Raw genomic sequence first — 26,039 nt, 5'->3', positions numbered from 1 at the left:
GCGCAGGTCACAGGCGGGCTCCGGTCGATTGTCAGTGGCGTGGTGCACGGTGGGAACACATCCGGGCCACACGTGCCCGGACGAGCAGGAGGGGGATCGCTCATGACCGTTTCCGTCGACTCGACGACGTCCGCGACCGCGCGTCCGTCCGGCGTGCTGCGGCCCCACGCCGAGCACGCCTTCGCCGCCGAACTGGCCGCGCTCGCCGCCCAGGACGACCGGCCGAGGCCGCAGCGGTGGAAGCTCTCGCCATGGGCCGTCGCGACCTATCTGCTCGGCGGCACACTGCCCGACGGCACGGTGATCACGCCCAAGTACGTGGGGCCGCGCCGCATCGTGGAGGTCGCCGTCACCACCCTCGCCACCGACCGCGCCCTGCTGCTGCTCGGCGTGCCGGGCACCGCGAAGACCTGGGTGTCGGAGCACCTCGCCGCCGCGGTCAGCGGGGATTCGACGCTGCTCGTGCAGGGCACGGCGGGCACACCGGAGGAGGCCATCCGCTACGGGTGGAACTACGCCCGGCTCCTCGCGCACGGCCCGAGCCGCGACGCGCTCGTGCCCAGCCCTGTCATGCGGGCCATGGCCGAGGGCATGACGGCGCGCGTCGAGGAGCTGACCCGCATCCCGGCCGACGTGCAGGACACGCTCATCACGATCCTCTCCGAGAAGACCCTGCCCATCCCCGAGTTGGGCCAGGAGGTGCAGGCCGTACGGGGCTTCAACCTCATCGCCACCGCCAACGACCGCGACCGCGGGGTCAACGACCTCTCCAGCGCCCTGCGCCGCCGCTTCAACACCGTCGTCCTGCCCCTGCCGGAGAGCGCCGACGCGGAGGTCGACATCGTCTCGCGCCGCGTCGACCAGATCGGCCGCTCGCTCGACCTGCCCGCCGGGCCCGAGGGCATCGACGAGATACGCCGTGTCGTCACCGTCTTCCGCGAGCTGCGCGACGGCGTCACGGCCGACGGGCGCACGAAGGTGAAGTCGCCCAGCGGCACCCTGTCGACGGCCGAGGCGATCTCCGTCGTCACGAACGGCCTGGCTCTCGCGGCCCACTTCGGCGACGGCGTCCTGCGCCCCGGCGACGTCGCCGCCGGCATCCTCGGCGCCGTCGTGCGCGACCCGGCGGCGGACCGCGTGATCTGGCAGGAGTACCTGGAGACGGTCGTGCGGGAGCGTGACGGCTGGAAGGACTTCTACCGCGCGTGCCGTGAGGTGAGCGCATGACCGGGGCCACGGCGCGGGGGGCGGCCGGGGCCGGGGGGACGCTGCTGCTCGGGGTGCGGCACCACGGGCCCGGATCGGCCCGCGCGGTGCGGGCGGCGCTGGACGAGGCGCGGCCCGAGGCCGTGCTGATCGAGGGACCGCCGGAGGCCGACCCCCTGGTGGGCCTCGCGGCCGACGAGGGGATGCGGCCGCCGGTCGCGCTGCTCACGCACGTGGCCGACGAGCCGGGCCGCTCGGCGTTCTGGCCGCTGGCCGAGTTCTCCCCGGAGTGGGTGGCCATCCGGTGGGCCGTCGCACGGGGCGTGCCCGTCCGCTTCATCGACCTACCGGCGGCGCATTCGCTGGCGTGGGCCGAGGAGGGGGCCGGGGACGGGCCCGGGGCCACCCCGGAGACGGAGGCCGTGGGTGATGCCGTACGGATCGACCCGCTGGCCGTCCTCGCCGGGACCGCCGGATACGACGACCCCGAGCGCTGGTGGGAGGACGTCGTGGAGCACCGGGAGGCGGGCGGGGACCCGTTCGCGCCGTTCGAGGCGCTGAGCGACGCCATGGGCGCGTTGCGCGAGGCCTACGGCGACGGCGGACACGACCGCGACCTGGTGCGCGAGGCCCACATGCGGCTCCGGACAAGGGCCGCGCAGAAGGAGTTCGGGCCCGACCGGGTGGCGGTGGTGTGCGGCGCCTGGCACGTGCCCGCGCTGCGCCGCAAGGTCTCCGTGGCCGCCGACCGGGCGCTGCTCAAGGGCCTGCCCAAGGTGAAGGCCGAGATGACGTGGGTGCCCTGGACGCACCGCCGGCTCTCCCGCGCCGGCGGGTACGGCGCGGGCATCGCGTCCCCCGGCTGGTACGGCCATCTGTTCGGCGCGCCCGACCGGCCCGTCGAGCGCTGGATGACGAAGGTAGCGGGGCTGCTGCGCGCCGAGGGCAGGCTCGTCTCGTCCGCGCACGTGATCGAGGCGGTCCGGCTCGCTGAGACGCTCGCCGCTATGCGCGGGCGGCCGTTGGCGGGGCTCACCGAGACGACCGACGCCGTGCGGGCGGTGATGTGCGAGGGCTCGGACGTGCCGCTCGCCCTGGTGCACGACCGGCTCGTCGTGGGGGACGTGCTGGGCGAGGTCCCGGAGTCGGCGCCCGCGGTGCCGCTCCAGCGCGACCTCACCATGCTCCAGCGCAAGCTGCGGATCAAGCCCGAGGCACAGGAGCGGGAGCTGGAGCTGGACCTGCGCAAGGAGACGGACGCGGCCCGCAGCACACTGCTGCACCGCCTGCGGCTCCTCGGCATCGGCTGGGGCGAGCCGACGGGCTCCCGGGGGAGCACGGGGACGTTCCGGGAGACCTGGCGCCTGCGGTGGCAGCCGGAGCTGTCCGTGCGGGTCGCCGAGGCGGGGGTCTGGGGGACCACGGTGCTGGGCGCGGCCACGGGCCGGGCATCCTCCGACGCCGTCGCGGCGGTGGGCCTCGCCGAGGTCACCGCGCTCGCCGAGCGGTGCCTGCTGGCCCGGCTGCCGGACGCGCTGCCCGTGGTGATGCGGGTGCTCGCCGACCGGGCGGCGCTGGACGCGGACGTCGGACACCTGGCGCAGGCCCTGCCCGCACTCGTGCGGTCCCTGCGGTACGGGGACGTGCGGGGGACGGACATGGCGGCGCTCGCCGAGGTCGCCCACGGCCTCGCGGAGCGGATCTTCGTCGGCCTCCCGGCGGCCTGCGCCGGGCTCGACGCGGACGCGGCCCAGGAGATGCGGGGGCATGTCGACGCGGTGCACCGGGCGGTGGGGCTGCTGGCGGAGCTCCGGTCGGCACCTGCCGCAAGTGAGGGCGCCGGCGGGTCCGCCGGGGATGCGGGGGCTGCGGCACGGCATGTCTCCCCTCTTCCGCGTCCCGATGACGAGGCCGCCGCGCCGCAGAGCACGGGCCCCGCAGAGATCCGGGCCCGGTGGAGCGCCGTGCTGCGCGTGCTGGCGCGGCGGGAGACCGTCGCGGGGGTCGTGCGGGGGCGCTGCGCGCGGCTGCTGCTGGACGCCGGGGAGCTGGCGGACGGGGAGGCGGGCCGGCTCATGGGCCTGGCGCTGTCCCGGGGGAGCGAGCCGGCCGAGGGCGCCGCGTGGATCGAGGGGTTCGTCGGGGGCGGCTCCGGGGGCGGGATGCTCCTCGTGCACGACGAGCGGCTGCTGGGCCTGGTGGACGACTGGCTGAGCGGTGTCTCGGACGACGCCTTCATCGACGTACTGCCGTTGCTGCGGCGCACGTTCTCGGCGTACGAGCCGGGGGTGCGGCGCACTTTGGGAGAGCTGGTGCGGCGCGGGCCGGGCGGGGCCGGTGGCGCGGTCGCCGGGGGCGGGGTGCCCGGGTTCGCCGAGAAGATCGACGCCGCGCGCGCGGACGCCGTCCTGCCGACGCTGCGGCTGCTGCTCGGCACGGCACGGACACAGAGCGACGACCTGGTGGGGGTGGCGGGATGACCGGCGGGACGGACGAGCGGCTGCGGCGGTGGCGCCTCGTGCTCGGCGGGGACGGCGCGGACGGGACGGGGCGCGCCCTCGCCGGAAGGGACGCGGCGATGGACGGCGCGCTCGGCGCGCTGTACGGGGCGGGGGGCGGGCAGGAGGACGGGGGCCGGGGCCGTTCGGCGGGCCTCGGTGGCTCCGCGCCGTCCGTGGCGCGCTGGCTCGGTGACATCCGGACGTACTTCCCCTCGTCCGTCGTCCACGTCATGCAGCGTGACGCCATCGACCGGCTCGGGCTCTCCGCGCTGCTCCTGGAGCCGGAGATGCTGGAAGCCGTCGAGGCGGACGTGCACCTGGTGGGCACGTTGCTCTCCCTCAACAAGGCCATGCCGGAGACCACCAAGGAGACGGCGCGCGCCGTCGTGCGCAAGGTGGTCGAGGAGCTGGAGAAGCGGCTCGCGACCAGGACGCGCTCCGCGCTCACCGGCGCCCTGGACCGCGGCGCGCGCGTCAGCAGGCCCCGTCATCACGACATCGACTGGAACCGCACGATCGCGGTCAACCTCAAGAACTACCTGCCGGAGTACCGCACGGTCGTCCCCGAGCGCCTCATCGGGTACGGGCGGGCTTCGCGGTCGGTGAAGAAGGAGGTCATCCTCTGCGTCGACCAGTCCGGCTCGATGGCGGCGTCCGTCGTCTACGCGTCGGTGTTCGGCGCGGTGCTCGCCTCCATGCGCTCGCTCGACACGCGGCTCGTCGTCTTCGACACCAACGTGGTGGACCTGACCGAGCGGCTCGACGACCCGGTGGATGTCCTCTTCGGCACCCAGCTGGGCGGCGGCACCGACATCAACCGCGCGCTCGCGTACTGCCAGGCGCGGATCTCCCGGCCCGCGGACACGGTCGTCGTCCTCATCAGCGACCTCTACGAAGGCGGCATACGCGACGAGATGGTGAAACGGGTCGCGGCGATGAAGGCGTCCGGAGTGGGGTTCGTGACGCTGCTCGCGCTCTCCGACGAAGGGGCGCCCGCGTACGACCGTGAGCACGCGGCGGCGCTCGCCGCGCTGGACGCGCCGGCCTTCGCCTGCACGCCGGACCTCTTCCCGGAGGTGATGGCGGCGGCGATCGAAGGGCGGCCGCTGCCGATACCCGACGCGTGACGCCCGGCGCCGCGCCGCCCGCCCGCCGGATCGCATCAGCACCGGATCGCATCAGCAATCGGCGCAACCCGAGCCGAGCGGCCGCGCCGGAGGAAACGGGAGTGGTCCGTTTGCCGTGGCGACGGTCATGCCCACGGCCGGCAGGTGACCGTCGTGCCGGCGGCCGGGCTGTGACCGTCATCACCGCCCAAATGTGATCTGCGATTTAGGGACCCACGGCCTACGGCGATAACCTGCGAGACGGACATGCCGCGTACGGGACTCCGTCCTACGCCTCCCTTGTGACAGCGCAGTCACGTTGCCCTCCGCGGCACGCCCACGCAGACAGCTGACACCAAAGCAGCGAGATCGCAGCGAGATCACGGATTAGGGACGGACGCGCGTGGACCTGTTCGAGTACCAGGCGAGGGACCTCTTCGCCAAGCACGGTGTACCGGTGCTGGCCGGTGAAGTCATCGACACGCCTGAGGCGGCGCGCGAGGCCACCGAGCGGCTTGGCGGCAAGTCGGTCGTCAAGGCGCAGGTGAAGGTCGGTGGCCGCGGCAAGGCCGGCGGCGTGAAGCTGGCGGCGACCCCGGACGAGGCCGTCGCTCGCGCGACGGACATCCTCGGCATGGACATCAAGGGCCACACGGTCCACAAGGTGATGATCGCCGAGCTGTCCCCGGAGATCGAGGCGGAGTACTACGTCTCGTACCTCCTCGACCGCACCAACCGCACCTTCCTGGCCATGGCCTCGGTGCAGGGCGGCATGGACATCGAGGAGGTCGCGGAGAAGACCCCCGAGGCCCTCGCGAAGGTCCCGGTCAACGCCGTCGAGGGCGTGACCATCGAGAAGGCGCGCGAGATCGTGGCGCAGGCGAAGTTCCCGGCCGAGGTGGCCGAGAAGGTCGCCGAGGCCATGGTGACCCTGTGGGACACCTTCGTCGCCGAGGACGCGCTCCTCGTCGAGGTCAACCCGCTGGTGAAGACCAAGGACGGCCGGATCCTGGCCCTGGACGGCAAGGTCTCCCTGGACGCCAACGCCGACTTCCGTCAGCCCGAGCACGACGCGCTCGAGGACAAGGACGCAGCCAACCCGCTCGAGGCTGCGGCCAAGGCCAAGAACCTCAACTACGTGAAGCTCGACGGCGAGGTCGGCATCATCGGCAACGGCGCGGGTCTCGTCATGAGCACCCTGGACGTCGTCGCGTACGCCGGTGAGGCGCACGGCGGCGTGAAGCCCGCCAACTTCCTCGACATCGGTGGCGGCGCCTCCGCCGAGGTCATGGCCAACGGCCTGGAGATCATCCTCGGCGACCCGGACGTCAAGTCCGTCTTCGTCAACGTCTTCGGTGGCATCACCGCGTGCGACGAGGTCGCCAACGGCATCGTGCAGGCCCTGGAACTGCTCGCCTCCAAGGGCGAGAAGGTCGAGAAGCCGCTGGTCGTGCGCCTCGACGGCAACAACGCGGAGCTGGGTCGCAAGATCCTGAGCGACGCCAACCACCCGCTCGTGCAGCGTGTGGACACCATGGACGGCGCGGCCGACAAGGCCGCCGAGCTCGCGGCCGCGAAGTAAGGGACGAGGGACAGAACAGCCATGGCTATCTTCCTCAACAAGGACAGCAAGGTCATCGTCCAGGGCATGACCGGTGCCACGGGCATGAAGCACACCAAGCTCATGCTGGGTGACGGCACCAACATCGTCGGCGGCGTGAACCCGCGCAAGGCGGGCACCAAGGTCGACTTCGACGGCACCGAAGTGCCGGTCTTCGGCACGGTCAAGGAGGCCATGGAGAAGACGGGCGCCAACGTCTCCGTCCTCTTCGTGCCGCCGGCCTTCTCCAAGGCCGCCGTCGTCGAGGCGATCGACGCCGAGATCCCCCTCGCCGTCGTCATCACCGAGGGCATCGCCGTCCACGACTCCGCCGCCTTCTGGGCGTACGCGAAGTCCAAGGGCAACAAGACCCGCATCATCGGCCCGAACTGCCCCGGTCTGATCACCCCGGGCCAGTCGAACGCCGGCATCATCCCGGGCGACATCACGAAGCCGGGCCGCATCGGCCTGGTCTCGAAGTCCGGCACGCTGACGTACCAGATGATGTACGAGCTGCGCGACATCGGCTTCTCGTCGGCCGTCGGCATCGGTGGCGACCCGGTCATCGGCACGACGCACATCGACGCCCTCGAGGCGTTCGAGGCCGACCCCGACACCGACCTGATCGTCATGATCGGTGAGATCGGCGGTGACGCCGAGGAGCGTGCGGCGGACTACATCAAGGCCCACGTGACCAAGCCGGTCGTCGGCTACGTCGCGGGCTTCACGGCGCCCGAGGGCAAGACCATGGGCCACGCCGGCGCCATCGTCTCCGGCTCCTCCGGCACCGCACAGGCCAAGAAGGAGGCCCTCGAGGCCGCCGGCGTCAAGGTCGGCAAGACGCCGACCGAGACGGCGAAGCTGGCCAGGGCCATCCTGGCGGGCTGACCCGGCCGTCGTGACGCGGGCCCGTACCTCTGCCGAGGTACGGGCCCGCTCCCGTTCCCGGGGGCGGGTCCGTCACTTCGCCTGGGGGACCAGCCGGTGGGGGCCGCTCGGTACTTCGCCGCGGAGTTTGTCGCGGAGTTCCTCGTCCTCGTACGAGAGGGGGCCCGGGCCCATGAGGGGCGGTACGCCGCTGATGGCGCGGCCCGGGGCCTGCGGGGGTTCGTAGTGGGTCGGGGCCGTGCGCAGGGTGAGGGCCGTGGCCCCGACGATCAGCGTCGTGAAGGCGATGGCCGCGCGGGTCCACAGGCGGGCCCGGCGCTCGCTGGTCACGCGCACGCGCTGCGGCTTCGGCGGCCGCAGCTTCTCCGCGCCGCCCAGGGCGACGAGGCGCCGGTGCAGGGTCCCGGGCTCCGCCAGGTCGGGGATCCGCTCGGCGATCGCCGCGCGCGCGTGCAGCAGGCGGTTCGCGGTGGCGGGCGTGCTCGCCTCCGTCTCCGCGGCGGTCTCGGGCAGGTCGAGGCCGACGCCGTCGTAGAGCAGCAGGGTGCGGCGCTGGGCGGGCGGCAGGCGCAGGAGTACGCCGAGGAAGGCGCGGTCGGCCGGTTCGGCGGGCGGGGCGTCCGAGCGGCGCAGGCCGGGACGGAAGCGGTGCCAGGGCGACATGGCGTACTCGTGCGTGACGGCGCGGACCCAGCCCGGCGGGTCGCGGTCCAGGGCCACCTCCGGCCAGCGCAGCCACGCGTGCTGAAAGGCACGCTCGACGGCTTCCTGGGCCAGCGACCGGCGCCCCGTGAGCAGATAGGCCTGCCGGACCAGGGCGGGAGCGGCGTGCGCGCACAGGGCGTCGAACGCCTCGGCGGCCGAGACGTCGCGCCGCCGTACGGGGAGCGCGGTGGCGGGCGTCAGCGTGGCGACGGGGCGCTCGGACGCGGGCTGCCCGGACGTGGGCTGCCCGGACGTGGGCTGCCCTGAGGCGGGCTGCTCGGGTGCGGCCGCCGCCGCGGGCACGGCTCCGGAAGCCGGGTCCGGCTTCCCTGCCCCCGAAGCCTGCGCCGGGGTGGAGGTGGCGGGCGGAGGCGCGGGGGCGGCGTGGGTGGTCCCGGGTGCGGATTCGGGTGTGGATTCGGTTGCGGGCCCGGGTGGGGGCGCGGGATCGGGTCCGTCCAGGGCCGTGGGTGCGTCCAGGGCCCTGGGTTCGGCCTCAGACTCAGCCGTGGCCCCGGACGTGGGCTCCCCCTTGGCATCGGCCTCGGCCCCGGCCTCGGAGGTCTCACCCCCCGCCCCGGCACCGGACGTGGACGTAGAGGCGGTCTCGGACGTGGGCGCGGCTTCGGGCACCGAGGTGGGGGTCGGCCGGAGGTGGGAGCGGCCGCTCACCGCGGGCGGGGCGCCCGCCACCCCCGTGGGGCCGTGCGGTTTCGCGGCGCGCTTGACCGGCCGCTCGGGTCTGGTCGTCGATCTGGCGCCGTCGCCCGGCTGGGCCCAACCGGGCCGCCGCACGGCGTGCCTGCCCGCGCCGGGATCGGACCCGTCGGCCGTGGCCTCGGCGGCGGCGCACTCCTCGGCGAGCGTGTTCAGCAGCTTCGCGTACGCCTCATGGGAACGGCCCCGTGGGTTCGTACGGCCCTTTTCCCAGGAGCGGACCGTCTCGCGGGTGACGCCGAGCTTCGCGGCGAGGTCGGCGTGGCTCAGCGACTTCGCCTCGCGCAGCCTGCGGCGTTCCTTGGGGGAAGGCAGCGACGTGGCAGGGCTCTGGGGCATGTCGGACTCTCCGCACCGTGGGCCGACGTACGGCGGACGGCCGGGCGCAGCCGAGCCGCAGTACGAATAAGTACATAAACGTATCTTGGGCGACACATCCGATATTCGCCTGTTACGCGAAGAAAGCGCGTGTCGTTGGGAGCATGGCCGGGTGAGCCAGACGACCGATCGCACCGCCTCGTCACCGTCCGTCCAGGAACTGCTCGACCGCGACCGCGCCCGCTCCCAGGGCCTCGTCACCTGCGCGGTGAACGGGGCCGTCGCGGCGAGCCTCGGCCTCGGCGCGCTCGCGGTGCTCGTCATCATGCTGTGGATCACCTCGCCGTTTCCGGACAGTGGCCCCGACGGGGCGCTGCACGTCGCGGCGGGGCTGTGGCTGCTCGCGCACGGCGTGGAGCTGATCAGGACGGACACGCTCTCCGGGGCGGCGGCCCCGGTCGGCGTGACACCGCTGCTCCTCGTCGTCCTGCCGGGCTGGCTCGTGCACCGGGCGGCGCGGGACGCGGCGGCCCCCGACGGCGGGGGCCATGCGGCGCGCACGGCGTGGTGCGGCGTCATGGCGGGCTATCTGTTGGTCGGCGCGGTCGCGACGCTGTACGCGTCGGGCGGTGAGCTGCGGCCCGACGCGCTCAGCGCGACGGTCCGGCTGCCGCTGCTCGTCGCCTGCGCGGCGGCGCTCGGGGTGTGGACGGCGCACGGCCATCCGCGCGGGCCGCTCCCGGAGCCGGTGCGGCCCGCCGTCGCACGGCTGCCCCGCGGGGTGCGGGCCCACTGCGTACGGGGTTCCTTCGTGCGCGGCAGAACGCTGGAGGTGGCGCGGGTCGGTGCCGTCGGGGCGGCGGTCCTCGTCGGCGGCGGGGCGCTGCTGGTCGCGGTGTCGCTCGGGTTGCACGCGGGGCCGGTACGGGAGTCGTTCGCGCAGGTCACGAACGTGTGGTCCGGGCGGTTCGCGGTGCTGATCCTGGCTCTCGCGCTCATGCCGAACGCGGCGGTGTGGGGCGCGGCGTACGGGCTCGGGCCCGGGTTCGCGCTCGGCACCGGGAACGTCGTGGCCCCGCTCGCCATGGACGCGGGCCCGGTGCTGCCGCCGTTCCCGCTGCTCGCGGCGGTGCCGACGCCGGGACCCGGGTCACCGCTGACCTGGGCGGCCGGGGCGGTGCCGGTGGCGGCGGGGCTCGCGGTGGCGTGGAGCACGGCCCACCTGGCGGCGCCGGCCTTCGGGGAGCGCGAGGAGGCCTGGACGGCGGGGCGGACGGCCGCGGGCGCCGCGGTGGCGGCGGTGCTGTGCGGGGTGTACATGGCGGGGCTCGCGGCGCTCTCGGGCGGCCCCCTGGGCGTGGCGGTCCTCAGCGACTTCGGTCCCGTCTGGTGGCAGACCGGGGCGGCGGCACTGGCCTGGACGGCACTCGTCGGCGTCCCGACGGCACTGGGCCTACGGGCGTGGCGCCTGCGCTCACGCCCGAGCGGACCCGGCACGGAGCGCTCCGCCGCGGGCGAGGCGCCTGACAGGAAGTCCCCGGGTACGGGTACGAGGGTTCCGGCCACCGGGGGATCGGCGGGCACCGGGCGGTTTGCCGGTGCCGGGAAAGCGCCGGGCGCGGGGAAGCCGTCGGCGGCCACGGAGTCGCCGGGCGCCAAGGAGTTGCCGGCCAAGGGCCGACGGGGTGCCAGGGAGACGCCGGGTGCCACGGAGTCACATGGCACCGAGGGAACGCCGGGTGCCAGGGACTGGCGAGGCGGCAAGAAGGCACGCGGCACCGAGGAGACACCGGGCACGAAGGAGTCGCGCGGCGCCAAGGAGGCGTCGGGTGCCAGGGACTGGTGGGGCGGCAAGAAGTCGCGCGGCACCGAGGAGTCACGCGGCACCAAGGAGACGCCGGGTGCCAGGGACTGGCGAGGCGCCGAGAAGACGCGCGGCACCGAGGAGACACCGGGTGCCAAGGAGTCGCGCGGCGCCAAGGAGTCGCCGGGTGCCAGGGACTGGTGGGGCGGCAAGAAGTCGCGCGGCACCGAGGAGACACCGGGCGCCAAGGAGTCGCCGGGCACGACCGGGTCGCGCGGCGCCGAGGAGACGCCGGGCGCGACCGGGTCGCGCGGCGCCAAGGAGTCGCCGGGTGCCGCCCGTCGTGTCTGGCGGTGGTGCGTCACGGCGCTGTCCCGGCGCCGGACCCGTCCACCGCGCCCGGAACCTTCTCGGGAGAAGAGCCCCCACCTGCACGTACCTCGCGTGAGACTCCCGTGGCGCCCCGGGGTCGAACCGTCCCCGCGGCCCCCCGCGACTGCCGCCCCCACGGCCTCCCGGCCGCCCCAGACCCTCCCCGAGTCCGCCGATACGCCACCGAAGAGCCTCCCGGCACCGGACTCCGAGCCGCCCCGGCGGGAGGACTCCCCGGCACCGTCACCTTCCCCCGAACCGACCCGGGAGAGCCGCATCCCACCGCCCGCCGAACCGGCTCCGGAGCGCCTCACCGCGCCGGACGCCACGCGACCCGAGGAGGCACTCCCGCCCGAAAAGGCCCCGCCACCTGAGGAGATGCCCCCGCCCGAAAAGGTCCCCCTGCCCCCCGACGCCTGGTGGACCCCGGAGGGCACCCCGGCACCGGACGCGGCACCCTCCCCCGAGCGCCACGCAGTGGCGGGCCCGCACCCGCCGGGGCCCGCCCCCGCCAAGCCCCCGGCAGGGGAATCCCCCGCCCCGTCCGACGCGGAAGGCCCGCCCCGTCCCCCGTGGTGGGGGAGTGGGACGGGCCCGGAGGAGAGGGGGCTAGGTTAGTCCTGGTCGCCCAGGAGGGGGCGCAGCTGCTTCGGCAGGAGGTCCTCGCAGGACTGCTGGGCCGTGTTGGTGAGCGCGTCGTCCACGCACGTGTAGTAGTCGCGGTAGACCAGCTGGGCCGTGAACGTCCCCGCCACCATGAGCAGCGCCAGCGCCCCCGTCACCAGGCCGCTGATCGCGGCCGTCGTCTGGGGCCGCGTACCCGACGGCACCTTCTGCCCGACGCCACCGACGCCACCGACGCCCCCGGCAGCACCCGCGCCACCGACACCCCCGGCGCCACCCGCACCGCCGGTACCACCGGCATGACCCGTGCCGGCCGCACCGCCCGTGCCGGCCGCACCGCCCGTGCCGGCCGCACCGCCCGTGCCACCCGCTCCGGCCGCCCCCGCGATCCCCGCCGCCGTCGGATCCGGCGTACGCGGCTTGGCGCGCAGCGACTGGATGGCCCAGTTCAGCGCGAGCGCGCCGAGCAGCAGCGCCACGTACCGCCAGCCGAACAGCGCGAAGAAGAAGGCCCACATGCCCGAGAGCAGGGCGTAGCGCGCGCGGCGCTGGGCCGGGTCCGTCGGGTCCCAGCGCAGTCCGCCGCCGCCCGGGCCCGAGGGGCCGTCCTGCCCGGGGCCGCCCTGCTGGCGCGGTCGCTCGCCGAAGCCGCCCGCCGAGCGACCGGGCTGGCGGTCGCTCCACTGGCTGCCCCAGGAGGGACCCCGGCCCTCGCCCGAGTCGTCCGGCGCGGAGCCGTCCGAGGGGCGGCGCGGCTGCCACGGGCGGTCCGGTGTCCCCTCCGGCGGCGGCGCGAAGGGGTTGTCGTCGTCCTTGCCCGCGCCCTGGGAGCCCGCGCCCCGGGACCCCGGTCCCTGGGAGTCGGGGTCCTGCGGTGGAGACGAAGGGCGGCTACGGTCCGGCATCAGGTGTGCGTCTTCCCCTTGGTAGAGCCGTGGTGACCGTGCTGGAGCCCGCGTGCGGCTCGGCCACCCGGCGTTCGTCGGTATGCGGCGCCTTTCCCACAGACGCTACCTTCCGCCCGCGCCCCCGTCCCGTGAGGGGCGGTTCCGGGTGCCGGTATCGTTGCTGGCGGTCGGCCGCTTCGTAGGGTTCCCCGTATCGCGGGGCCCGAAGCCTTCGTACGACCATACAAAGACGCACCTCCCGAGAAAGGGCCCCGCTGTGGCCGAGAGCGCCGTGGACGCGCGCCCCAAGCGAGTCGTCGTGCTGGTCTCCGGGTCGGGCACGAACCTGCAGGCCCTGATCGACACCATCCACGCCGAGGGAGCCTCGGCCTACGGGGCCGAGATCGTCGCGGTCGGCGCCGACCGCGACGGCATCGCGGGCCTGGAGCGCGCCGAGCGCGCCGGGATCCCGACCTTCGTGTGCCGGGTGAGGGACCACGCGACCCGCGAGGAGTGGGACGCGGCCCTGGCCGGCGCGACGGCCGCGTACGGGCCGGACCTGGTGGTCTCCGCCGGGTTCATGAAGATCGTGGGCAAGGAGTTCCTCGCCCGCTTCGGCGGGCGGTTCGTGAACACCCACCCCGCGCTGCTGCCCAGTTTTCCGGGGGCCCACGGCGCGCGCGACGCACTCGCGTACGGCGTGAAGGTCACCGGCTGCACCGTCCACTTCGTCGACGACGGCGTCGACACCGGCCCGATCATCGCCCAGGGCGTGGTCGAGGTCCGGGACGAGGACGACGAGAGCGCTCTGCACGAGCGCATCAAGGAAGTCGAGCGCACGCTGCTCGTCGATGTCGTGGGGCGTCTGGCCCGGCACGGCTACCGCATTGAGGGACGAAAGGTTCTTATCCCGTGACCGCCGAAGCTATGAACACCGCGAACGCCCCAGGCACCGACGGCACGCGGCGCCCCATCAAGCGCGCCCTGGTCAGCGTCTACGACAAGACCGGCCTGGAAGAGCTGGCGCGCGGGCTGCACGAGGCGGGCGTCGAGCTCGTCTCCACCGGCTCCACCGCCGGGCGGATCGCCGCCGCCGGGGTGCCCGTCACCAAGGTCGAGGAGCTGACCGGCTTCCCCGAGTGCCTGGACGGCCGGGTCAAGACCCTGCACCCCAAGGTCCACGCGGGCATCCTCGCCGACCTGCGGCTGGCGGACCACCGCGACCAGCTCGCGGAGCTGGGCGTCGAGCCGTTCCAGCTCGTCGTCGTGAACCTCTACCCCTTCAAGGAGACCGTCGCCTCGGGTGCGACGCCCGACGAGTGCGTGGAGCAGATCGACATCGGCGGCCCCTCGATGGTCCGCGCCGCCGCCAAGAACCACCCCTCGGTCGCGGTCGTCACCGACCCCGAGCGCTACGCCGACGTCCTCGCGGCGGTCGAGGCGGGCGGCTTCGACCTGAACGAGCGCAAGCGGCTCGCGGGAGAGGCGTTCCGGCACACGGCCGCCTACGACGTGGCGGTGGCGAGCTGGTTCGCGGACGGCTACGCGGCGGCGGACGACTCCGGCTTCCCCGGATTCCTCGGTGCCACCTACGAGCGCAAGAACGTCCTGCGCTACGGCGAGAACCCGCACCAGGGCGCGGCCCTCTACGTCGACGGCAAGGGCGGTCTCGCCGAGGCCGAGCAGCTGCACGGCAAGGAGATGTCGTACAACAACTTCACGGACACCGACGCCGCGCGCCGGGCCGCGTACGACCACGACGAGCCCTGTGTCGCGATCATCAAGCACGCCAACCCGTGCGGCATCGCGATCGGCGCGGACGTCGCCGAGGCGCACCGCAAGGCGCACGCCTGCGACCCGCTCTCCGCGTTCGGCGGCGTCATCGCGGTCAACCGCCCGGTGAGCAAGGAGCTGGCGGAGCAGGTCGCCGAGATCTTCACCGAGGTCATCGTCGCGCCGGCGTACGAGGACGGCGCCCTCGAGGTCCTCACCAAGAAGAAGAACATCCGCGTGCTGCGCGCCCACGGGGCGCCGGCGAACCCGGTCGAGGTCAAGCAGATCGACGGCGGCGCGCTGCTCCAGGTCACCGACCGTCTCCAGGCCGACGGCGACGACCCCGCCCACTGGACGCTCGCCACGGGCGACGCGCTCGACGAGCGGGAGCTGGCCGAGCTGGCGTTCGCCTGGAAGGCGTCCCGCGCGGTCAAGTCCAACGCGATCCTGCTCGCCAAGGACGGTGCCTCGGTCGGCGTCGGCATGGGGCAGGTCAACCGCGTCGACTCCGCGAAGCTCGCCGTCGAGCGGGCGGGCGAGGAGCGGGCGCGCGGCTCGTACGCCGCCTCCGACGCGTTCTTCCCCTTCCCCGACGGGCTGGAGATCCTGACCGCCGCGGGCGTCAAGGCCGTGGTCCAGCCGGGCGGTTCGGTCCGCGACGAGCTGGTCGTGGAGGCGGCGAAGAAGGCGGGCGTCACGATGTACTTCACGGGGACGCGGCACTTCTTCCACTGAGCCGCACCTGACGTACGTACGACAGTGGCCGCGTCCTTCCTCCGGGAAGGGCGCGGCCACTCTCGGTGCCCCGTGCGGGGCCCGAGTCGCTCAGTAGCGCGGGCGGTTGAACCATGCCGTGCCGCTGGGGACGACCGGGGCCATCGTGATGATCACGGCGAAGACGACCCAGATGAGCGGGCCGATGATCGCGCTCGCGAGGCCGGAGTCGAGGCCGACGAAGAGGGCGATGAGGCCGACGATCCCGCCGAGCGCGCCGTAGATCACGGTGGTGATCCGCACGCCCTGACCACCGCGGCTGAACTTGACGCCGAGCGTGATCGACAGCGCCGCGAACGCGGCCGCGATCAGCGCCCCGATCACGGCGATGCCGGTCAGGGCGTCACCGCCGTCGCTCACCCCGCCGAGGCCGAAGTCGTCGGCGCTGTCGGAGACGTCGTTCGCGATCGCGGCGACGTAGAGGTAGATGATGGCGAACAGGATCTGCACCGCCGAGATGAGGAACAGGAAGACGCGCGCGGTGACCAGCAGGCCCGGCATCGTCTGCTGCATCATGTTGCCGCCCGGGTAGCCGGGGTAGCCCGGCTGCTGCTGCGGGTAGCCGTAGCCCTGCTGCGGCGGGACGCCGGGCGGGGGCTGCTGGGGGTAGCCGTAGCCGGGAGCGGCCGGCGGCTGCTGGGGCGGCTGCCCGTAGGGGTTGTTCGGGTCGCCGTAACTCATGGCGGTCTTCCTCCGTCGGGTCATGCGGGGACGACGCGGCACATCACGGAGGAATGATCTACAGATGCGGTCCGTCCCCCCGACACTGCCCGCGGCACTGTGCGCTCATCGTTCTTTAGGCTCGGCTTATTTGTCCAGCCGCATTCCGTATGTGTTGTGCAAGTGCAACCTCGCTGATCAGCGTGTGGGACACCGGGGAGCCCTGATTGGTACCGGGCGGCCCTCATCCGGGAAGATGGGGGCATGACCGCCCAGATTCTCGATGGCAAGGCCACCGCAGCCGCGATCAAGTCCGAACTGACCGCCCGCGTGGCGGCCCTGAAGGAGAAGGGCGTCACGCCCGGACTCGGTACCGTCCTGGTCGGCGACGACCCGGGCAGCCAGAAGTACGTCGCGGGCAAGCACCGCGACTGCGCGCAGGTCGGCATCGCCTCCATCCAGCGCGAACTGCCCGCCACCGCCACCCAGGAGGAGATCGAGGCCGTCGTCCGCGAGCTCAACGACGACCCCGCCTGCACCGGTTACATCGTCCAGCTGCCGCTGCCCAAGGGCATCGACGAGAACCGCGTCCTGGAGCTGATGGACCCGGACAAGGACGCCGACGGCCTGCACCCCATGAACCTCGGCCGGCTCGTCCTGAACGAGCCGGCGCCGCTGCCCTGCACCCCGTACGGCATCATCCGGCTGCTGCGGCGGCACGACGTGGAGATCAAGGGCGCCGAGGTCGTCGTCGTGGGCCGCGGCGTGACCATCGGCCGGCCCATGCCGCTCCTGCTCACCCGCAAGTCCGAGAACGCCACCGTCACGCAGTGCCACACCGGCACCCGTGACCTCGCCGCCCATTTGAAGCGGGCGGACATCATCGTGGCCGCCGCGGGCGTCCCGCACCTCATCAAGCCCGAGGACGTGAAGCCGGGCGCCGCGGTGCTGGACGTCGGCGTCTCGCGCGACGAGAGCGGCAAGATCGTCGGCGACGTGCACCCCGGTGTCGCCGAGGTCGCCGGCTGGATCTCCCCGAACCCGGGCGGTGTCGGCCCGATGACCCGCGCCCAGCTCCTGGTCAACGTCGTCGAGGCCGCCGAGCGAAGCGCCGCCGCGAGCTGACCCGGGGAAAGGGGCGAGCGCATGAACGCACAACCCGAGCCGAAGGCCCGGCCGGTCCCCGGGGACACGGAGCCGTCGGGGGCGTCAGAGGTCCCGGAGACCCCGAAGGCCCCGGAGAGCGCTGAGCCTCCGCAGACCCCGGAGACCGTGCAGGCCAAGGGCGCGGTCAGCGCGCCGGGACCGGACGGGCGGCCGCGCAAGGTCTCCCGCCGCTTCCCGCTGTTCACCCGGGACACCGCGCGGCCCGAGGGCGGTGGCCGCGCGGCCCCGGGCGACGCCCCCGCACCCGCCCGGCAGTGGCCGCTGCTGAGCGTGGCGTCCGTGGTCGGGCTCGGGCTGCTGCTCACCGCGTTCGACGTGTTCCGCGTCGGCACGATGCTGGTGGGCCTCGCGCTCGTCGGCGGCGCCGCGCTGCGGTGGGCGCTGCCGGACGTCGGGATGCTGGCGGTGCGCTCGCGCTTCACGGACATGGTCACGTACGGGGCGCTGGGTGTCGCCATCGTGCTCCTCGCGATGATGGCGCAGCCGCAGCCGTGGCTGGAGATCCCCTTCCTGGACGACACCCTCCACTTCACCATCGACAGTTAGCGGCCACCGGCACCTGCCGGCCAGGCGCTCACCCGTCGCGCGGTGGCCCGTCCTCCCCCGTGGGGACGGGCCACCGCCAGGCGCAAGACGCTACGGGGGACGGCCGGGGCAGTCGTCAGCCCCTGGTTCGGTTCCCCGCCGCACCGCGCGCCGTAGCCGCCCGGTTCCTGCAACTTCCGCTGTACGGCGCATGGTTGACGTTGCGCCGCCCGCACCCGGGTTACGCTGCGGCGATGCGGATCCGCCCCCTCGCCGTCGACGCGCTCATCGCGCTCGCCCTCACCGCGGTGGCCGTGCTGCTCGGCGAGGAGTCCGCACGGCAGGGCTGGCCCGAACTCGACGCCACCGGTTACGCGTTGGTGGCGCTGGCCAATCTCCCCGCGGCGCTGCGCGGCAAGGCGCCGCTCGCCGTCTTCCTCTTCGTCCACGCGGTCTGGTTCGGTTACGTCACGGCCGGCTACTGGCCCGTCCTGAACACCTTCGCGCCCATGCTCGCCGTCTACACGGTCGCCTCGCTGCGGCCCGCCCGCGTCTCGCTGCCCTGCGCGGCGCTGATGGGCGCCGCGTGGATCTACGCGGGTCTGATCACGGAGGGCGCGACGATGGCCGCCGTCGTCGCGCAGGCCATCGGGTTCCCGCTGGTGATCTGGCGCTTCGGGCACGCCGCCCGCCGCACGGCCGAGCTGGCCCGGCAGCTGAAGGTGGAGCAGGACGAGCGCGCCCGGCGCGAGGTCGCCGAGGAGCGGGGCCGCATCGCCCGCGAGCTGCACGACGTGGTCGCCCACCACATGTCGGTGATATCCGTGCAGGCGGGCCTCGCCACGTTCGTCTTCGGCTCGGACCCCGCCACGGCGCGTGCCGCGCTCGGCACCATCTCCGGGACCAGCGGCGAGGCACTCGAGGAACTGCGCCGCATGCTGCGGGTGCTGCGCGCCGGGGACGAGGACGGCGACGGCGCCCCGGAGGCGCCGATGCCGGGCCTGGCCCGGCTGGCGGAGATGGTCGAGCGCGTGCGCGCCGGGGGCGTCGCCGTCGACCTGCGGGTCACGGGAGAGCCGCGGCCGCTCGCCCCCGGCATCGAACTCTGCGCCTACCGCGTGGTGCAGGAGGCGCTGACCAACGTGCTGAAGCACGCCCCGGGAGCCGGCACGGCCGTCGAACTCGGCTACCGCCGACGGCACATCGAGGTTTCGGTCATCGACGACGGGGAGGGGGCGATTCAGGACAGAGTGTGGACCGGCGGCGGACACGGCTTGATCGGGATGCGCGAGCGGGCCAAGCTCTACGGCGGGACGATCTGCATCGGCCCGCTGAGCGAGGGGGGATTCGCCGTGCGTCTCACCCTGCCGACCTCGGCGCGGGCCGCGGCTCAGGGGGACGACGGGGCGGAATGACCGGATGACCGGCTCCATCAGGGTACTTGTCGTCGACGACCAGTACCTCATCCGCGCGGGACTGGTCGGGCTGCTGCGCGCCGCGCCCGGCATCGAGGTCGTCGGCGAGGCCGGCGACGGCGACGAGGCCGTCGAACTGGCCGCGCGCACCCGGCCGGACGTCATCCTCATGGACATCCGGATGCCGGGCACGGACGGCATCACGGCCACCGCGAGGATCCTCGCCCAGGCCGCCGAGCCCGCCCCGCGCGTGCTGGTCCTGACCACCTTCGACCTCGACGAGTACGTGTACGGGGCGCTGCGCGCCGGCGCCTGCGGATTCCTGCTCAAGGACTCCGGGCCCGAACGGCTGCTGGCCGCGGTGGCGGCGGTCGGCTGCGGGGACGCGCTCTTCGCGCCCAGCGTGACGCGGCGCCTCGTGGAGGCGTTCGCGCGGCAGGACGTGAGGCCGGGCGGCGGCGAGGAGCCACCGCCCGACCTCGCGGCGCTGACCCTGCGCGAGGTCGAGGTCCTGAAGCTGATCGCGCGCGGCCTGACCAACGCGGACATCGCCGAGCGCCTCTACATCAGCGAGGCCACCGTCAAGACGCACCTGAACCGCACGATGAGCAAACTCGGCCTGGACAGCCGGGCGCAGGCGGTGGTGGTGGCCTACGAGACGGGTCTTGTGACGCCCGGGGTCGGGACGGGCGCGGGGACCTGAGGCGCCCGGGCGCGGCTCAGCAGGTGACGACCTTGCCGTAGGAGCCGCGGCCCCAGTTCCACTCCCACTGCTCGTTGTGCTGGTAGGTGAGGCACGGCGAGTCGTTGCCCCAGTCGATGACGACCTTCAAATGCATGGCGCGGCCGCAGAGGTTGGTCACCTTCACGTACTTCCGGTGCTTGATGACGTCCCGCTTGACGCAGTCCGGGGCGGTGCCCTGGATCGCGGCGGAGGCGGCCGGGTGGCTCGCGGGGGCCGCCGACGCGGCGGGCGAGGTGACGAGGGCGGCGCCCAGGAGGGCGGCGGCGACGAAGAGGGTGTGGCTCGTGCGGAGGGTCGTGCTCGGCTTCATGGGCGCGGGTTCTCCCTTGGTCGGGTGCGGGTGCCGTTACCTCACACTGTGCCGAGCTTTTCCGCCCGAAGCCCCCGACAGGGCCGAAGTACACCCTTTCGGGGCAAAGGGACGACGCCCGTCCTCTCCCCCGTGGGAGGACGGGCGCCGCCGTTCACGACGGGGGTTTCCTGCTGGAAACTCCCGATGTAAGCGGTGCGTTCCGCTCGCCTCCAGGGTCATGGACGCGCCAACCGGGTTCAAGGGGTGCCTGATCCCTGTGGCACGGAGGTGACCATTCCGCAACGGTGTGCGGAGCCTGCAACGAGTCCGGCCCCCGTTCGGGCTCCACCACGCACGCCGGTGGCCGGTCCCGCTCCGGTGTGCGCCCGCCCCGGGAACTGACATCCTGGCTCCGCGCATCCCTCTGGTCAGTGGTACGGGGGCAGGACAGGTACGTACGGGAAGAGGGGGAGCGATGCCTCGTTGGAAGGCGCTGCCGGACGAGCTCGACCCGGAGGTAACGGAGTTCGCCGACCGGCTGCGCGGGCTCGTGGACCACAGCGGCCTGAGCATCGCGGCGGTCGCGGACCGGACCGGCTACAGCAAGACGTCCTGGGAGCGCTACCTGAACGGGCGGCTGCTCGCCCCCAAGGGCGCGGTCGTCGCGCTGGCCGAGGTGACGGGCGCACAGCCGGTGCATCTCCTCACCCTGTGGGAGCTGGCGGAGCGCGCCTGGAGCCGCTCCGAGATGCGGCACGACATGACCATGCAGGCGATACGGATCTCGCAGGCACGGGCGGCGTTGGGCGAGTTGGGGGAGCAGGGGGCGGCCGGTCCGTCGCCCGCAACCATGTCCCCCGCGCCGGTGGATTCGCCGTCCGCCGCCGATGCGCGGGCCAAGGGCGCCGCGTCGCGCGGGGACGCTGGCACGGCGCGGGGCGGCTCACGCGGCGCGGGCGGTGTGACGGGGGTGGCGGGGCCGGCGGGTGTCTCGCCCACGGTGCCGCCGCCGACCTGGCCCTCGCCCTCCTACGTGCCCTCGCCCTCGTACGGCGCCGCGTCCGTGCCCCTCTACGGCGCGGCACCCGCGCCCGCGCCCGCGCCTGCGGCGGCGCCCGAAGGCGGCACCTCGCCCGACCGGCAGCGGCGTCGACGCAAGCTGGTCATGTTCCTCGCGGGAGTCCTCGGCGCGCTCCTCGTCATCGCCGCCGCGGCCTTCCTCACCGACTTCGGCTTCGGTGGCAAGGGCGGCGACAGCGGGGAGAAGAAGCCGTCCGCGGCGCCGAGCACGAGTGACGGGAAGCTCCCCGCGGGGGTCGAGTGCCGTGGCGCGGACTGCGCGGGCAAGGACCCCGAGGCCATGGGGTGTGGCGGTGAGCGGGCGAGGACGGCCTCGCGGGCGACGGTCGGCGGCACGCTGATCGAGGTGCGCTACAGCAGGACGTGCCGGGCGGCGTGGGCGCGGATCACCCAGGCGGCGCCGGGGGACAAGGTCACCGTCAAGGGACCGGGCGGGGGCGCGGCGGCCGAGCGGACGGGCACGGTGAACGAGGACTTCGACGCGTATACGCCGATGGTGGCGGTCAGGACGCAGGGCGCCGCGAAGGCGTGCGCGGTGCTGGTGTCGGGGCAGCAGGGCTGCACGGAGTAGGTGCCGCGAGCGGCCGCGTGGACGGCCGGCGCAGCGCCGGAACCGCGAGGAACACGCGGGGCCGAAGAAAGTTGAGAGAAGAAGTGCATGAGACCGGGGAGGCGGGGCAAGCGGACCGTACCCCCACGGGAGTGGCCAACACCCCCACGGCGGCCGCCGTCCTCCCCCCCCCCGGATGGCGGCCGCCCCCCTTCCCCCAGCCGGCGACCCGCCCCCTTTCCCCCCGGTCGGCGCAAGCTGTGGGCGGGGCCACACGGACCCGGGGGCCGGGCCGGTCCGGGGCGCGATAGCCTGACGGGCGGATCTCTCTTGATGCCAAGAGATCGATCATCGAGAGGCGATCGAAGACTCGGCGTGGCGTCGGCGGGGATCCAGGAAATCGGGGATCCGGTACATCAGTACGAGGATCAGGGACCCCCACCGCCAGCTGTCTTACGGAGATCGCCATGACCCGCACTCCCGTGAATGTCACCGTCACCGGCGCGGCCGGCCAGATCGGCTACGCGCTGCTCTTCCGCATCGCCTCCGGCCACCTGCTCGGCGCTGACGTGCCGGTCAACCTGCGCCTTCTTGAGATCACGCCGGCGCTGAAGGCCGCCGAGGGCACCGCCATGGAGCTCGACGACTGCGCCTTCCCGCTGCTGAACTCCATCGAGATCAGCGACGACCCGAACGTCGCCTTCGACGGCGCCAACGTCGCCCTCCTCGTCGGCGCCCGCCCCCGCACCAAGGGCATGGAGCGCGGTGACCTCCTGGAGGCCAACGGCGGCATCTTCAAGCCGCAGGGCAAGGCCATCAACGACCACGCCGCCGACGACATCAAGGTGCTCGTCGTCGGCAACCCGGCCAACACCAACGCGCTCATCGCGCAGGCCGCCGCCCCGGACGTACCGGCGGAGCGCTTCACCGCGATGACCCGCCTGGACCACAACCGCGCGCTGTCGCAGCTGGCGAAGAAGACCGGCTCGTCGGTCTCCGACATCAAGCGGCTCACCATCTGGGGCAACCACTCGGCCACCCAGTACCCGGACATCTTCCACGCGGAGATCGCCGGCAAGAACGCCGCCGACGTCGTGGGCGACCAGTCCTGGCTCGCGGACGAGTTCATCCCGACCGTCGCCAAGCGCGGCGCCGCGATCATCGAGGCCCGCGGCGCGTCCTCGGCCGCCTCCGCCGCCAACGCCGCCATCGACCACGTCCACACCTGGGTCAACGGCACGGCCGCCGGCGACTGGACCTCGATGGGCATCCCGTCGGACGGTTCGTACGGCGTTCCGGAGGGGCTCATCTCCTCCTTCCCCGTCACCACCAAGGACGGCGCGTACGAGATCGTCCAGGGCCTGGAGATCAACGAGTTCTCCCGCGCCCGCATCGACGCCTCCGTCAAGGAGCTGGAAGAGGAGCGCGAGGCCGTGCGCGGTCTCGGCCTCATCTGAGCCGCTTCCCCCTCCCCGGACAGGGCCTCCTCCGCCCCCGGCAGCCGCGACGAGCGGCCGCCGGGGGCGGTTTCGTGCGGAGGGGCACGCCTTTGACCGACCATCGGCGGATGACCGCGCGGCTCTGCGCGGGAGTGGTGGGGTGAAGGGCCGACGGCGCCCCGTCAGGACGTCACCGGGTCACTGCTGGGAGTACAGCGAGATGAAGGGGGCGATGCGGGGCCCCGCGCTCCCGCCGATGCTGATCTGCTGATAGTGGTCGTAGATCCGGCCGTCCACGTTCACCGGACGGGTACTTTCGCCCCGCAGGCTCCGGTGGGTGACTCTGGACAGGGCCGACCACTCGTTCTCCAGGCTGACGCCGAAGTTGCCGAGATGCGCCGGGCGGTTGGGGTCGCTGTCGTCGTATCCGTACTGGATGGCGGCCTGGATGCGTCGCTGGATCCATCCGAAGCGGGCCGCTTCCGAGGTGGCGCCGATGATCGCGGCGAGGTCGGAACGGTACTCCGACGTGTGCCCGTCGCGAATGTTCCGCAGGCCCTGCACGGCGGCGCTGAAGCGTTCTGCCGTGTACCGGAAGTTGCCGCGGCTCTGGGCCGGGTCCAGGTAGCGGTAGTGACCGCTGTAGCCGAGGCTCTGGATGAGCGGGAGCGGCCCTCCGTAGTGGCGCTGCATCTCGTCCGCGAGGAACGCGCCGGTGTCGCTGAACCGCCAGCGGACCCCGTTGACGGCGAATCCCAGGAGATAGAGGTCCTGCCCGCTGAAGTACAGCGCGACATCGGACTGGAAGTTCTGCCAGATCCGCATCTCGATGATGTTGGTGTTCCGCGCTTGCGGGGACTGGAACATCTCGTTGCCCGCGTAGGCGAGCGGGTGGCTTCCGAGCCCTCGGAGTGCCTCCACCATCTCCGTGTAACGGCGGGCGTTGGCCCGGGTCTCTCCGTTCGGCTCGGGGAAGTGCCGGTTGTAGTTCGACATGTTGAAGTCGATGACGGTCCAGCGCCGGGTGGTGTCCGCGTGGGCCGGCGCCGCGGCCAGCCCCTGCATCGCTCCCAAGGCGGGAAGCGCCAACACCGACGCTCCGATCCTCGCGAACGACCTGCGGGACAGTTCCTTTTCGCCCATGAACGTGCCCTTTTCGGAGTGAGAAGTGAGGAGGTGGCGGGAAGCGGTACGCCACCCCCCGCTTCTCCCCGGGAACCAGCACTCTGCTGGGCGCCACTTACGTCGGGCTCACGTCTGACTCACATTCGGCTGACGCTCGGGAAGCGCGGCCCGGTGAGGCCAACTGCCCGATTTTCAGCAGGCGTTCATGAGTACCCCGATGCGCGTAGTCCGGTTCTGGTCCCGGCAGGCGGGCTGGTGAGCGGCGGAGTTCGCGGCTCTGCGCGGGATCGGTCAGCGGGCACGGGCGGTCCGCTCCTTGCCGTACCCGTACGTGACGGCCGCCGCCGCGGCGACCACCACCAGGGCCACCACGCGCAGCGCCGTCGCCATGCCCACCGCGAAGCCCGCCGAGGCGTGCGAGGCCAGCGTGGTGCCGGTGACGGCCACGCCGAGTGCGGCGCCCACCTCGCGCGCCGAGGTGCTGAGCCCCGATCCGAGGCCCGCCTGACGCGGCGGGAGCGAGGCGACGACGCCGAGCGTCAGGACCGGCATGCACAGGCCGGTGCCCGTCGAGATGACCAGCAGCCAGCAGGCGTACACCGCGTACGGGGTCGACGCCCCCGCGGTGGACGTGCCGAGCAGGCCCAGACCGATCAGGAGCAGCCCGCCGCCCGCCACCGGCCGCGGCCGGCCCGACCAGCGTGCGGCGAGCCGGGGGACCAGCGTCATGCCGAGGGTGAGCGGGATGATGGCGAGGCCGGCGCGGGCGGCGCCGTACCCCTTCTCGTACTGCAGGTACTGGGAGTTGACGTAGAAGAGCGAGAAGAGCCCGAAGAAGCTCGCGGCCGTGCCGAGCGCCGCCGCGCGCAGCCGCCGCGAGGCGAAGACCCGGGGGTCGAAGAGCGGGGCGCGCGAGCGCAGGGCGTGCGCGGCGAACAGGACGATGAGAACGGTGCCGGCCGCGAAGGCGGCCAGGATGCGGGCTGCCGTCCAGCCGTACAGCGGGCTCTCGATGATGCCGAAGAGCAGGGCGAACAGGCCACCGGTCAGCAGGAGGGTGCCCAGCGGGTCGAGGGCGGGCGCCTCGGCCGCCTTGTCCGTGCGCGGCGTCACGCGGGCGACGGCCAGGGCGAGCAGCGCGGTGAGCGGTACCACCGCCCAGAACAGCGCGCGCCAGGACAGGTACTGGCCGATCAGCCCGCCGCCGAGGTTGCCGGTGAGCCCGCCGAGGCCCGCCGCGAGGGTCCAGGACGCGAGGGCGCGCGGCCGGTCCTCGGGCGGCGCGATCCGCATCAGGATCGACATGGTCGCGGGCATGATCAGCGCGGCGCCCGCCCCGGACACCCCACGCCCGGCGATCAGCACGGCCGGCGCGGCGGCGAGCGCGCTGACCAAGGCCCCGGCGGCGAACAGCCCGAGCCCGCAGAGCAGCGCGCCCTTGCGGCCGTACCGGTCACCGAGCGCGCCGGCCGGGATGAGGAGCCCCGCGAAGACGAGGACGTACGCGTCGACCGTCCACAGCAGTCCGCTGGTCGACAGGTGCAGCGAGGAGGAAGTCAGTTGGGGGACAAGGAGGTTGATGGCGGCGACCATGCCCTGGGCGACGAGCACGCAGGCGCACAGGGCCAGCAGGGTCGAGCGTCTCAGGTGCGGCGGCGCGTCCTGGGCGGGGGGTCGGGTCGGGGTGCGGGCAGGCGAGAGCAAGGCTCCTCCCGGGGAGCGTCGTGGGGTGGGATGTGCTGCCACCGTAGGCTCGGCCCCGACTT

The 26,039-nt window shown here is 73.5% G+C and carries 20 protein-coding genes; 14 read left to right on the top strand and 6 right to left on the bottom strand.

Features of this window, described 5'->3' with window-relative positions; genetic code table 11:
* Positions 1 to 102: 102 nt before the first annotated feature.
* The 5 genes from ACZ5GP_RS25020 (at position 103) to sucD (ending at position 7,301) form a co-directional block, all read left to right on the top strand.
* A complete protein-coding gene (locus ACZ5GP_RS25020; protein ID WP_358914014.1) occupies positions 103 to 1,227 on the top strand; it encodes an ATP-binding protein in 1,125 nt (374 codons plus the stop codon).
* Positions 1,224 to 3,686, top strand: coding sequence for a DUF5682 family protein (locus ACZ5GP_RS25015; RefSeq protein ID WP_468752963.1), 2,463 nt, complete (start codon positions 1,224 to 1,226; stop codon positions 3,684 to 3,686). The genes ACZ5GP_RS25020 and ACZ5GP_RS25015 overlap by 4 nt, the downstream gene beginning before the upstream one ends.
* Complete coding sequence (locus ACZ5GP_RS25010) at positions 3,683 to 4,834, top strand: VWA domain-containing protein (protein WP_468752962.1); 1,152 nt, start codon at positions 3,683 to 3,685, stop codon at positions 4,832 to 4,834. The genes ACZ5GP_RS25015 and ACZ5GP_RS25010 overlap by 4 nt, the downstream gene beginning before the upstream one ends.
* 382 nt (positions 4,835 to 5,216) lie before the next feature.
* On the top strand, positions 5,217 to 6,395 hold the full coding sequence (sucC, locus tag ACZ5GP_RS25005) for an ADP-forming succinate--CoA ligase subunit beta (RefSeq protein WP_468752961.1): 1,179 nt from the start codon (positions 5,217 to 5,219) through the stop codon (positions 6,393 to 6,395).
* Positions 6,396 to 6,416: 21 nt separating this feature from the next.
* Positions 6,417 to 7,301 (top strand): succinate--CoA ligase subunit alpha, encoded by an 885-nt coding sequence (sucD, locus tag ACZ5GP_RS25000; RefSeq protein ID WP_468752960.1) that lies wholly within the window; start codon positions 6,417 to 6,419, stop codon positions 7,299 to 7,301.
* 72 nt (positions 7,302 to 7,373) lie between these two features.
* Here the strand turns inward: sucD and ACZ5GP_RS24995 are convergent, their stop codons facing one another.
* Complete coding sequence (locus ACZ5GP_RS24995) at positions 7,374 to 9,062, bottom strand: helix-turn-helix domain-containing protein (RefSeq protein ID WP_468752959.1); 1,689 nt, start codon at positions 9,060 to 9,062, stop codon at positions 7,374 to 7,376.
* 151 nt (positions 9,063 to 9,213) lie between these two features.
* On the opposite strand from ACZ5GP_RS24995, the gene ACZ5GP_RS24990 reads away from it, so the two are divergent.
* A complete protein-coding gene (locus tag ACZ5GP_RS24990; RefSeq protein ID WP_468752958.1) occupies positions 9,214 to 11,835 on the top strand; it encodes a cell division protein PerM in 2,622 nt (873 codons plus the stop codon).
* Here the strand turns inward: ACZ5GP_RS24990 and ACZ5GP_RS24985 are convergent.
* Complete coding sequence (locus ACZ5GP_RS24985) at positions 11,832 to 12,746, bottom strand: hypothetical protein (RefSeq protein ID WP_468752957.1); 915 nt, start codon at positions 12,744 to 12,746, stop codon at positions 11,832 to 11,834. The two genes, ACZ5GP_RS24990 and ACZ5GP_RS24985, sit on opposite strands and share 4 nt — an antisense overlap.
* Positions 12,747 to 13,005: 259 nt before the next feature.
* On the opposite strand from ACZ5GP_RS24985, the gene purN reads away from it, so the two are divergent.
* Together purN and purH are read left to right on the top strand one after the other, a co-directional pair.
* Positions 13,006 to 13,644: a phosphoribosylglycinamide formyltransferase gene (purN, locus tag ACZ5GP_RS24980; protein ID WP_468752956.1), complete on the top strand. Its 639-nt coding sequence runs from the start codon at positions 13,006 to 13,008 to the stop codon at positions 13,642 to 13,644.
* A gap of 11 nt (positions 13,645 to 13,655) precedes the next feature.
* On the top strand, positions 13,656 to 15,236 hold the full coding sequence (gene purH, locus ACZ5GP_RS24975; RefSeq protein ID WP_468753162.1) for a bifunctional phosphoribosylaminoimidazolecarboxamide formyltransferase/IMP cyclohydrolase: 1,581 nt from the start codon (positions 13,656 to 13,658) through the stop codon (positions 15,234 to 15,236).
* Positions 15,237 to 15,326: 90 nt separating this feature from the next.
* On the opposite strand, the gene ACZ5GP_RS24970 is transcribed toward purH, so the two are convergent.
* A complete protein-coding gene (locus tag ACZ5GP_RS24970) occupies positions 15,327 to 15,980 on the bottom strand; it encodes a hypothetical protein (protein WP_468752955.1) in 654 nt (217 codons plus the stop codon).
* A 219-nt stretch (positions 15,981 to 16,199) separates the two neighbouring features.
* On the opposite strand from ACZ5GP_RS24970, the gene ACZ5GP_RS24965 reads away from it, so the two are divergent.
* The 4 genes from ACZ5GP_RS24965 to ACZ5GP_RS24950 all read left to right on the top strand — a co-directional run bounded on the left by ACZ5GP_RS24965 (position 16,200) and on the right by ACZ5GP_RS24950 (position 19,745).
* The gene (locus ACZ5GP_RS24965; protein WP_468752954.1) at positions 16,200 to 17,060 is read left to right on the top strand and encodes a bifunctional methylenetetrahydrofolate dehydrogenase/methenyltetrahydrofolate cyclohydrolase; all 861 of its coding nucleotides are present in this window, start codon (positions 16,200 to 16,202) and stop codon (positions 17,058 to 17,060) included.
* A 21-nt stretch (positions 17,061 to 17,081) separates the two neighbouring features.
* A complete protein-coding gene (locus tag ACZ5GP_RS24960) occupies positions 17,082 to 17,648 on the top strand; it encodes a DUF3017 domain-containing protein (RefSeq protein ID WP_468752953.1) in 567 nt (188 codons plus the stop codon).
* 233 nt (positions 17,649 to 17,881) lie between these two features.
* Positions 17,882 to 19,042: a sensor histidine kinase gene (locus ACZ5GP_RS24955; RefSeq protein WP_468752952.1), complete on the top strand. Its 1,161-nt coding sequence runs from the start codon at positions 17,882 to 17,884 to the stop codon at positions 19,040 to 19,042.
* Between the two features lie 4 nt (positions 19,043 to 19,046).
* Entirely contained in the window at positions 19,047 to 19,745 is a 699-nt protein-coding gene (locus ACZ5GP_RS24950) for a response regulator (protein ID WP_468752951.1), read from the top strand.
* A 16-nt stretch (positions 19,746 to 19,761) separates the two neighbouring features.
* Here ACZ5GP_RS24950 and ACZ5GP_RS24945 read toward each other — a convergent pair whose 3' ends face one another.
* Positions 19,762 to 20,097: a hypothetical protein gene (locus ACZ5GP_RS24945; RefSeq protein WP_468752950.1), complete on the bottom strand. Its 336-nt coding sequence runs from the start codon at positions 20,095 to 20,097 to the stop codon at positions 19,762 to 19,764.
* A gap of 457 nt (positions 20,098 to 20,554) precedes the next feature.
* Here ACZ5GP_RS24945 and ACZ5GP_RS24940 point away from each other — a divergent pair, with 457 nt between their 5' ends.
* Positions 20,555 to 21,730 carry an XRE family transcriptional regulator gene (locus ACZ5GP_RS24940; protein WP_468752949.1) on the top strand — a complete coding sequence of 392 codons (1,176 nt, stop codon included), beginning with the start codon at positions 20,555 to 20,557 and terminating at the stop codon, positions 21,728 to 21,730.
* 446 nt (positions 21,731 to 22,176) lie between these two features.
* Positions 22,177 to 23,166: a malate dehydrogenase gene (locus tag ACZ5GP_RS24935; protein WP_358587169.1), complete on the top strand. Its 990-nt coding sequence runs from the start codon at positions 22,177 to 22,179 to the stop codon at positions 23,164 to 23,166.
* A 180-nt stretch (positions 23,167 to 23,346) separates the two neighbouring features.
* Here the strand turns inward: ACZ5GP_RS24935 and ACZ5GP_RS24930 are convergent, their stop codons facing one another.
* Both ACZ5GP_RS24930 and ACZ5GP_RS24925 read right to left on the bottom strand, forming a co-directional pair.
* Positions 23,347 to 24,291 (bottom strand): ribosome-inactivating family protein, encoded by a 945-nt coding sequence (locus tag ACZ5GP_RS24930; RefSeq protein ID WP_468752948.1) that lies wholly within the window; start codon positions 24,289 to 24,291, stop codon positions 23,347 to 23,349.
* 273 nt (positions 24,292 to 24,564) lie between these two features.
* On the bottom strand, positions 24,565 to 25,977 hold the full coding sequence (locus ACZ5GP_RS24925) for an MFS transporter (RefSeq protein WP_468752947.1): 1,413 nt from the start codon (positions 25,975 to 25,977) through the stop codon (positions 24,565 to 24,567).
* Positions 25,978 to 26,039 lie beyond the last annotated feature (62 nt).

This window comes from Streptomyces sp. NPDC031466 (assembly GCF_055581265.1).
Note: the sequence above shows the minus strand (reverse complement) of the source record. Positions and strands in the feature narration are given on the sequence as shown.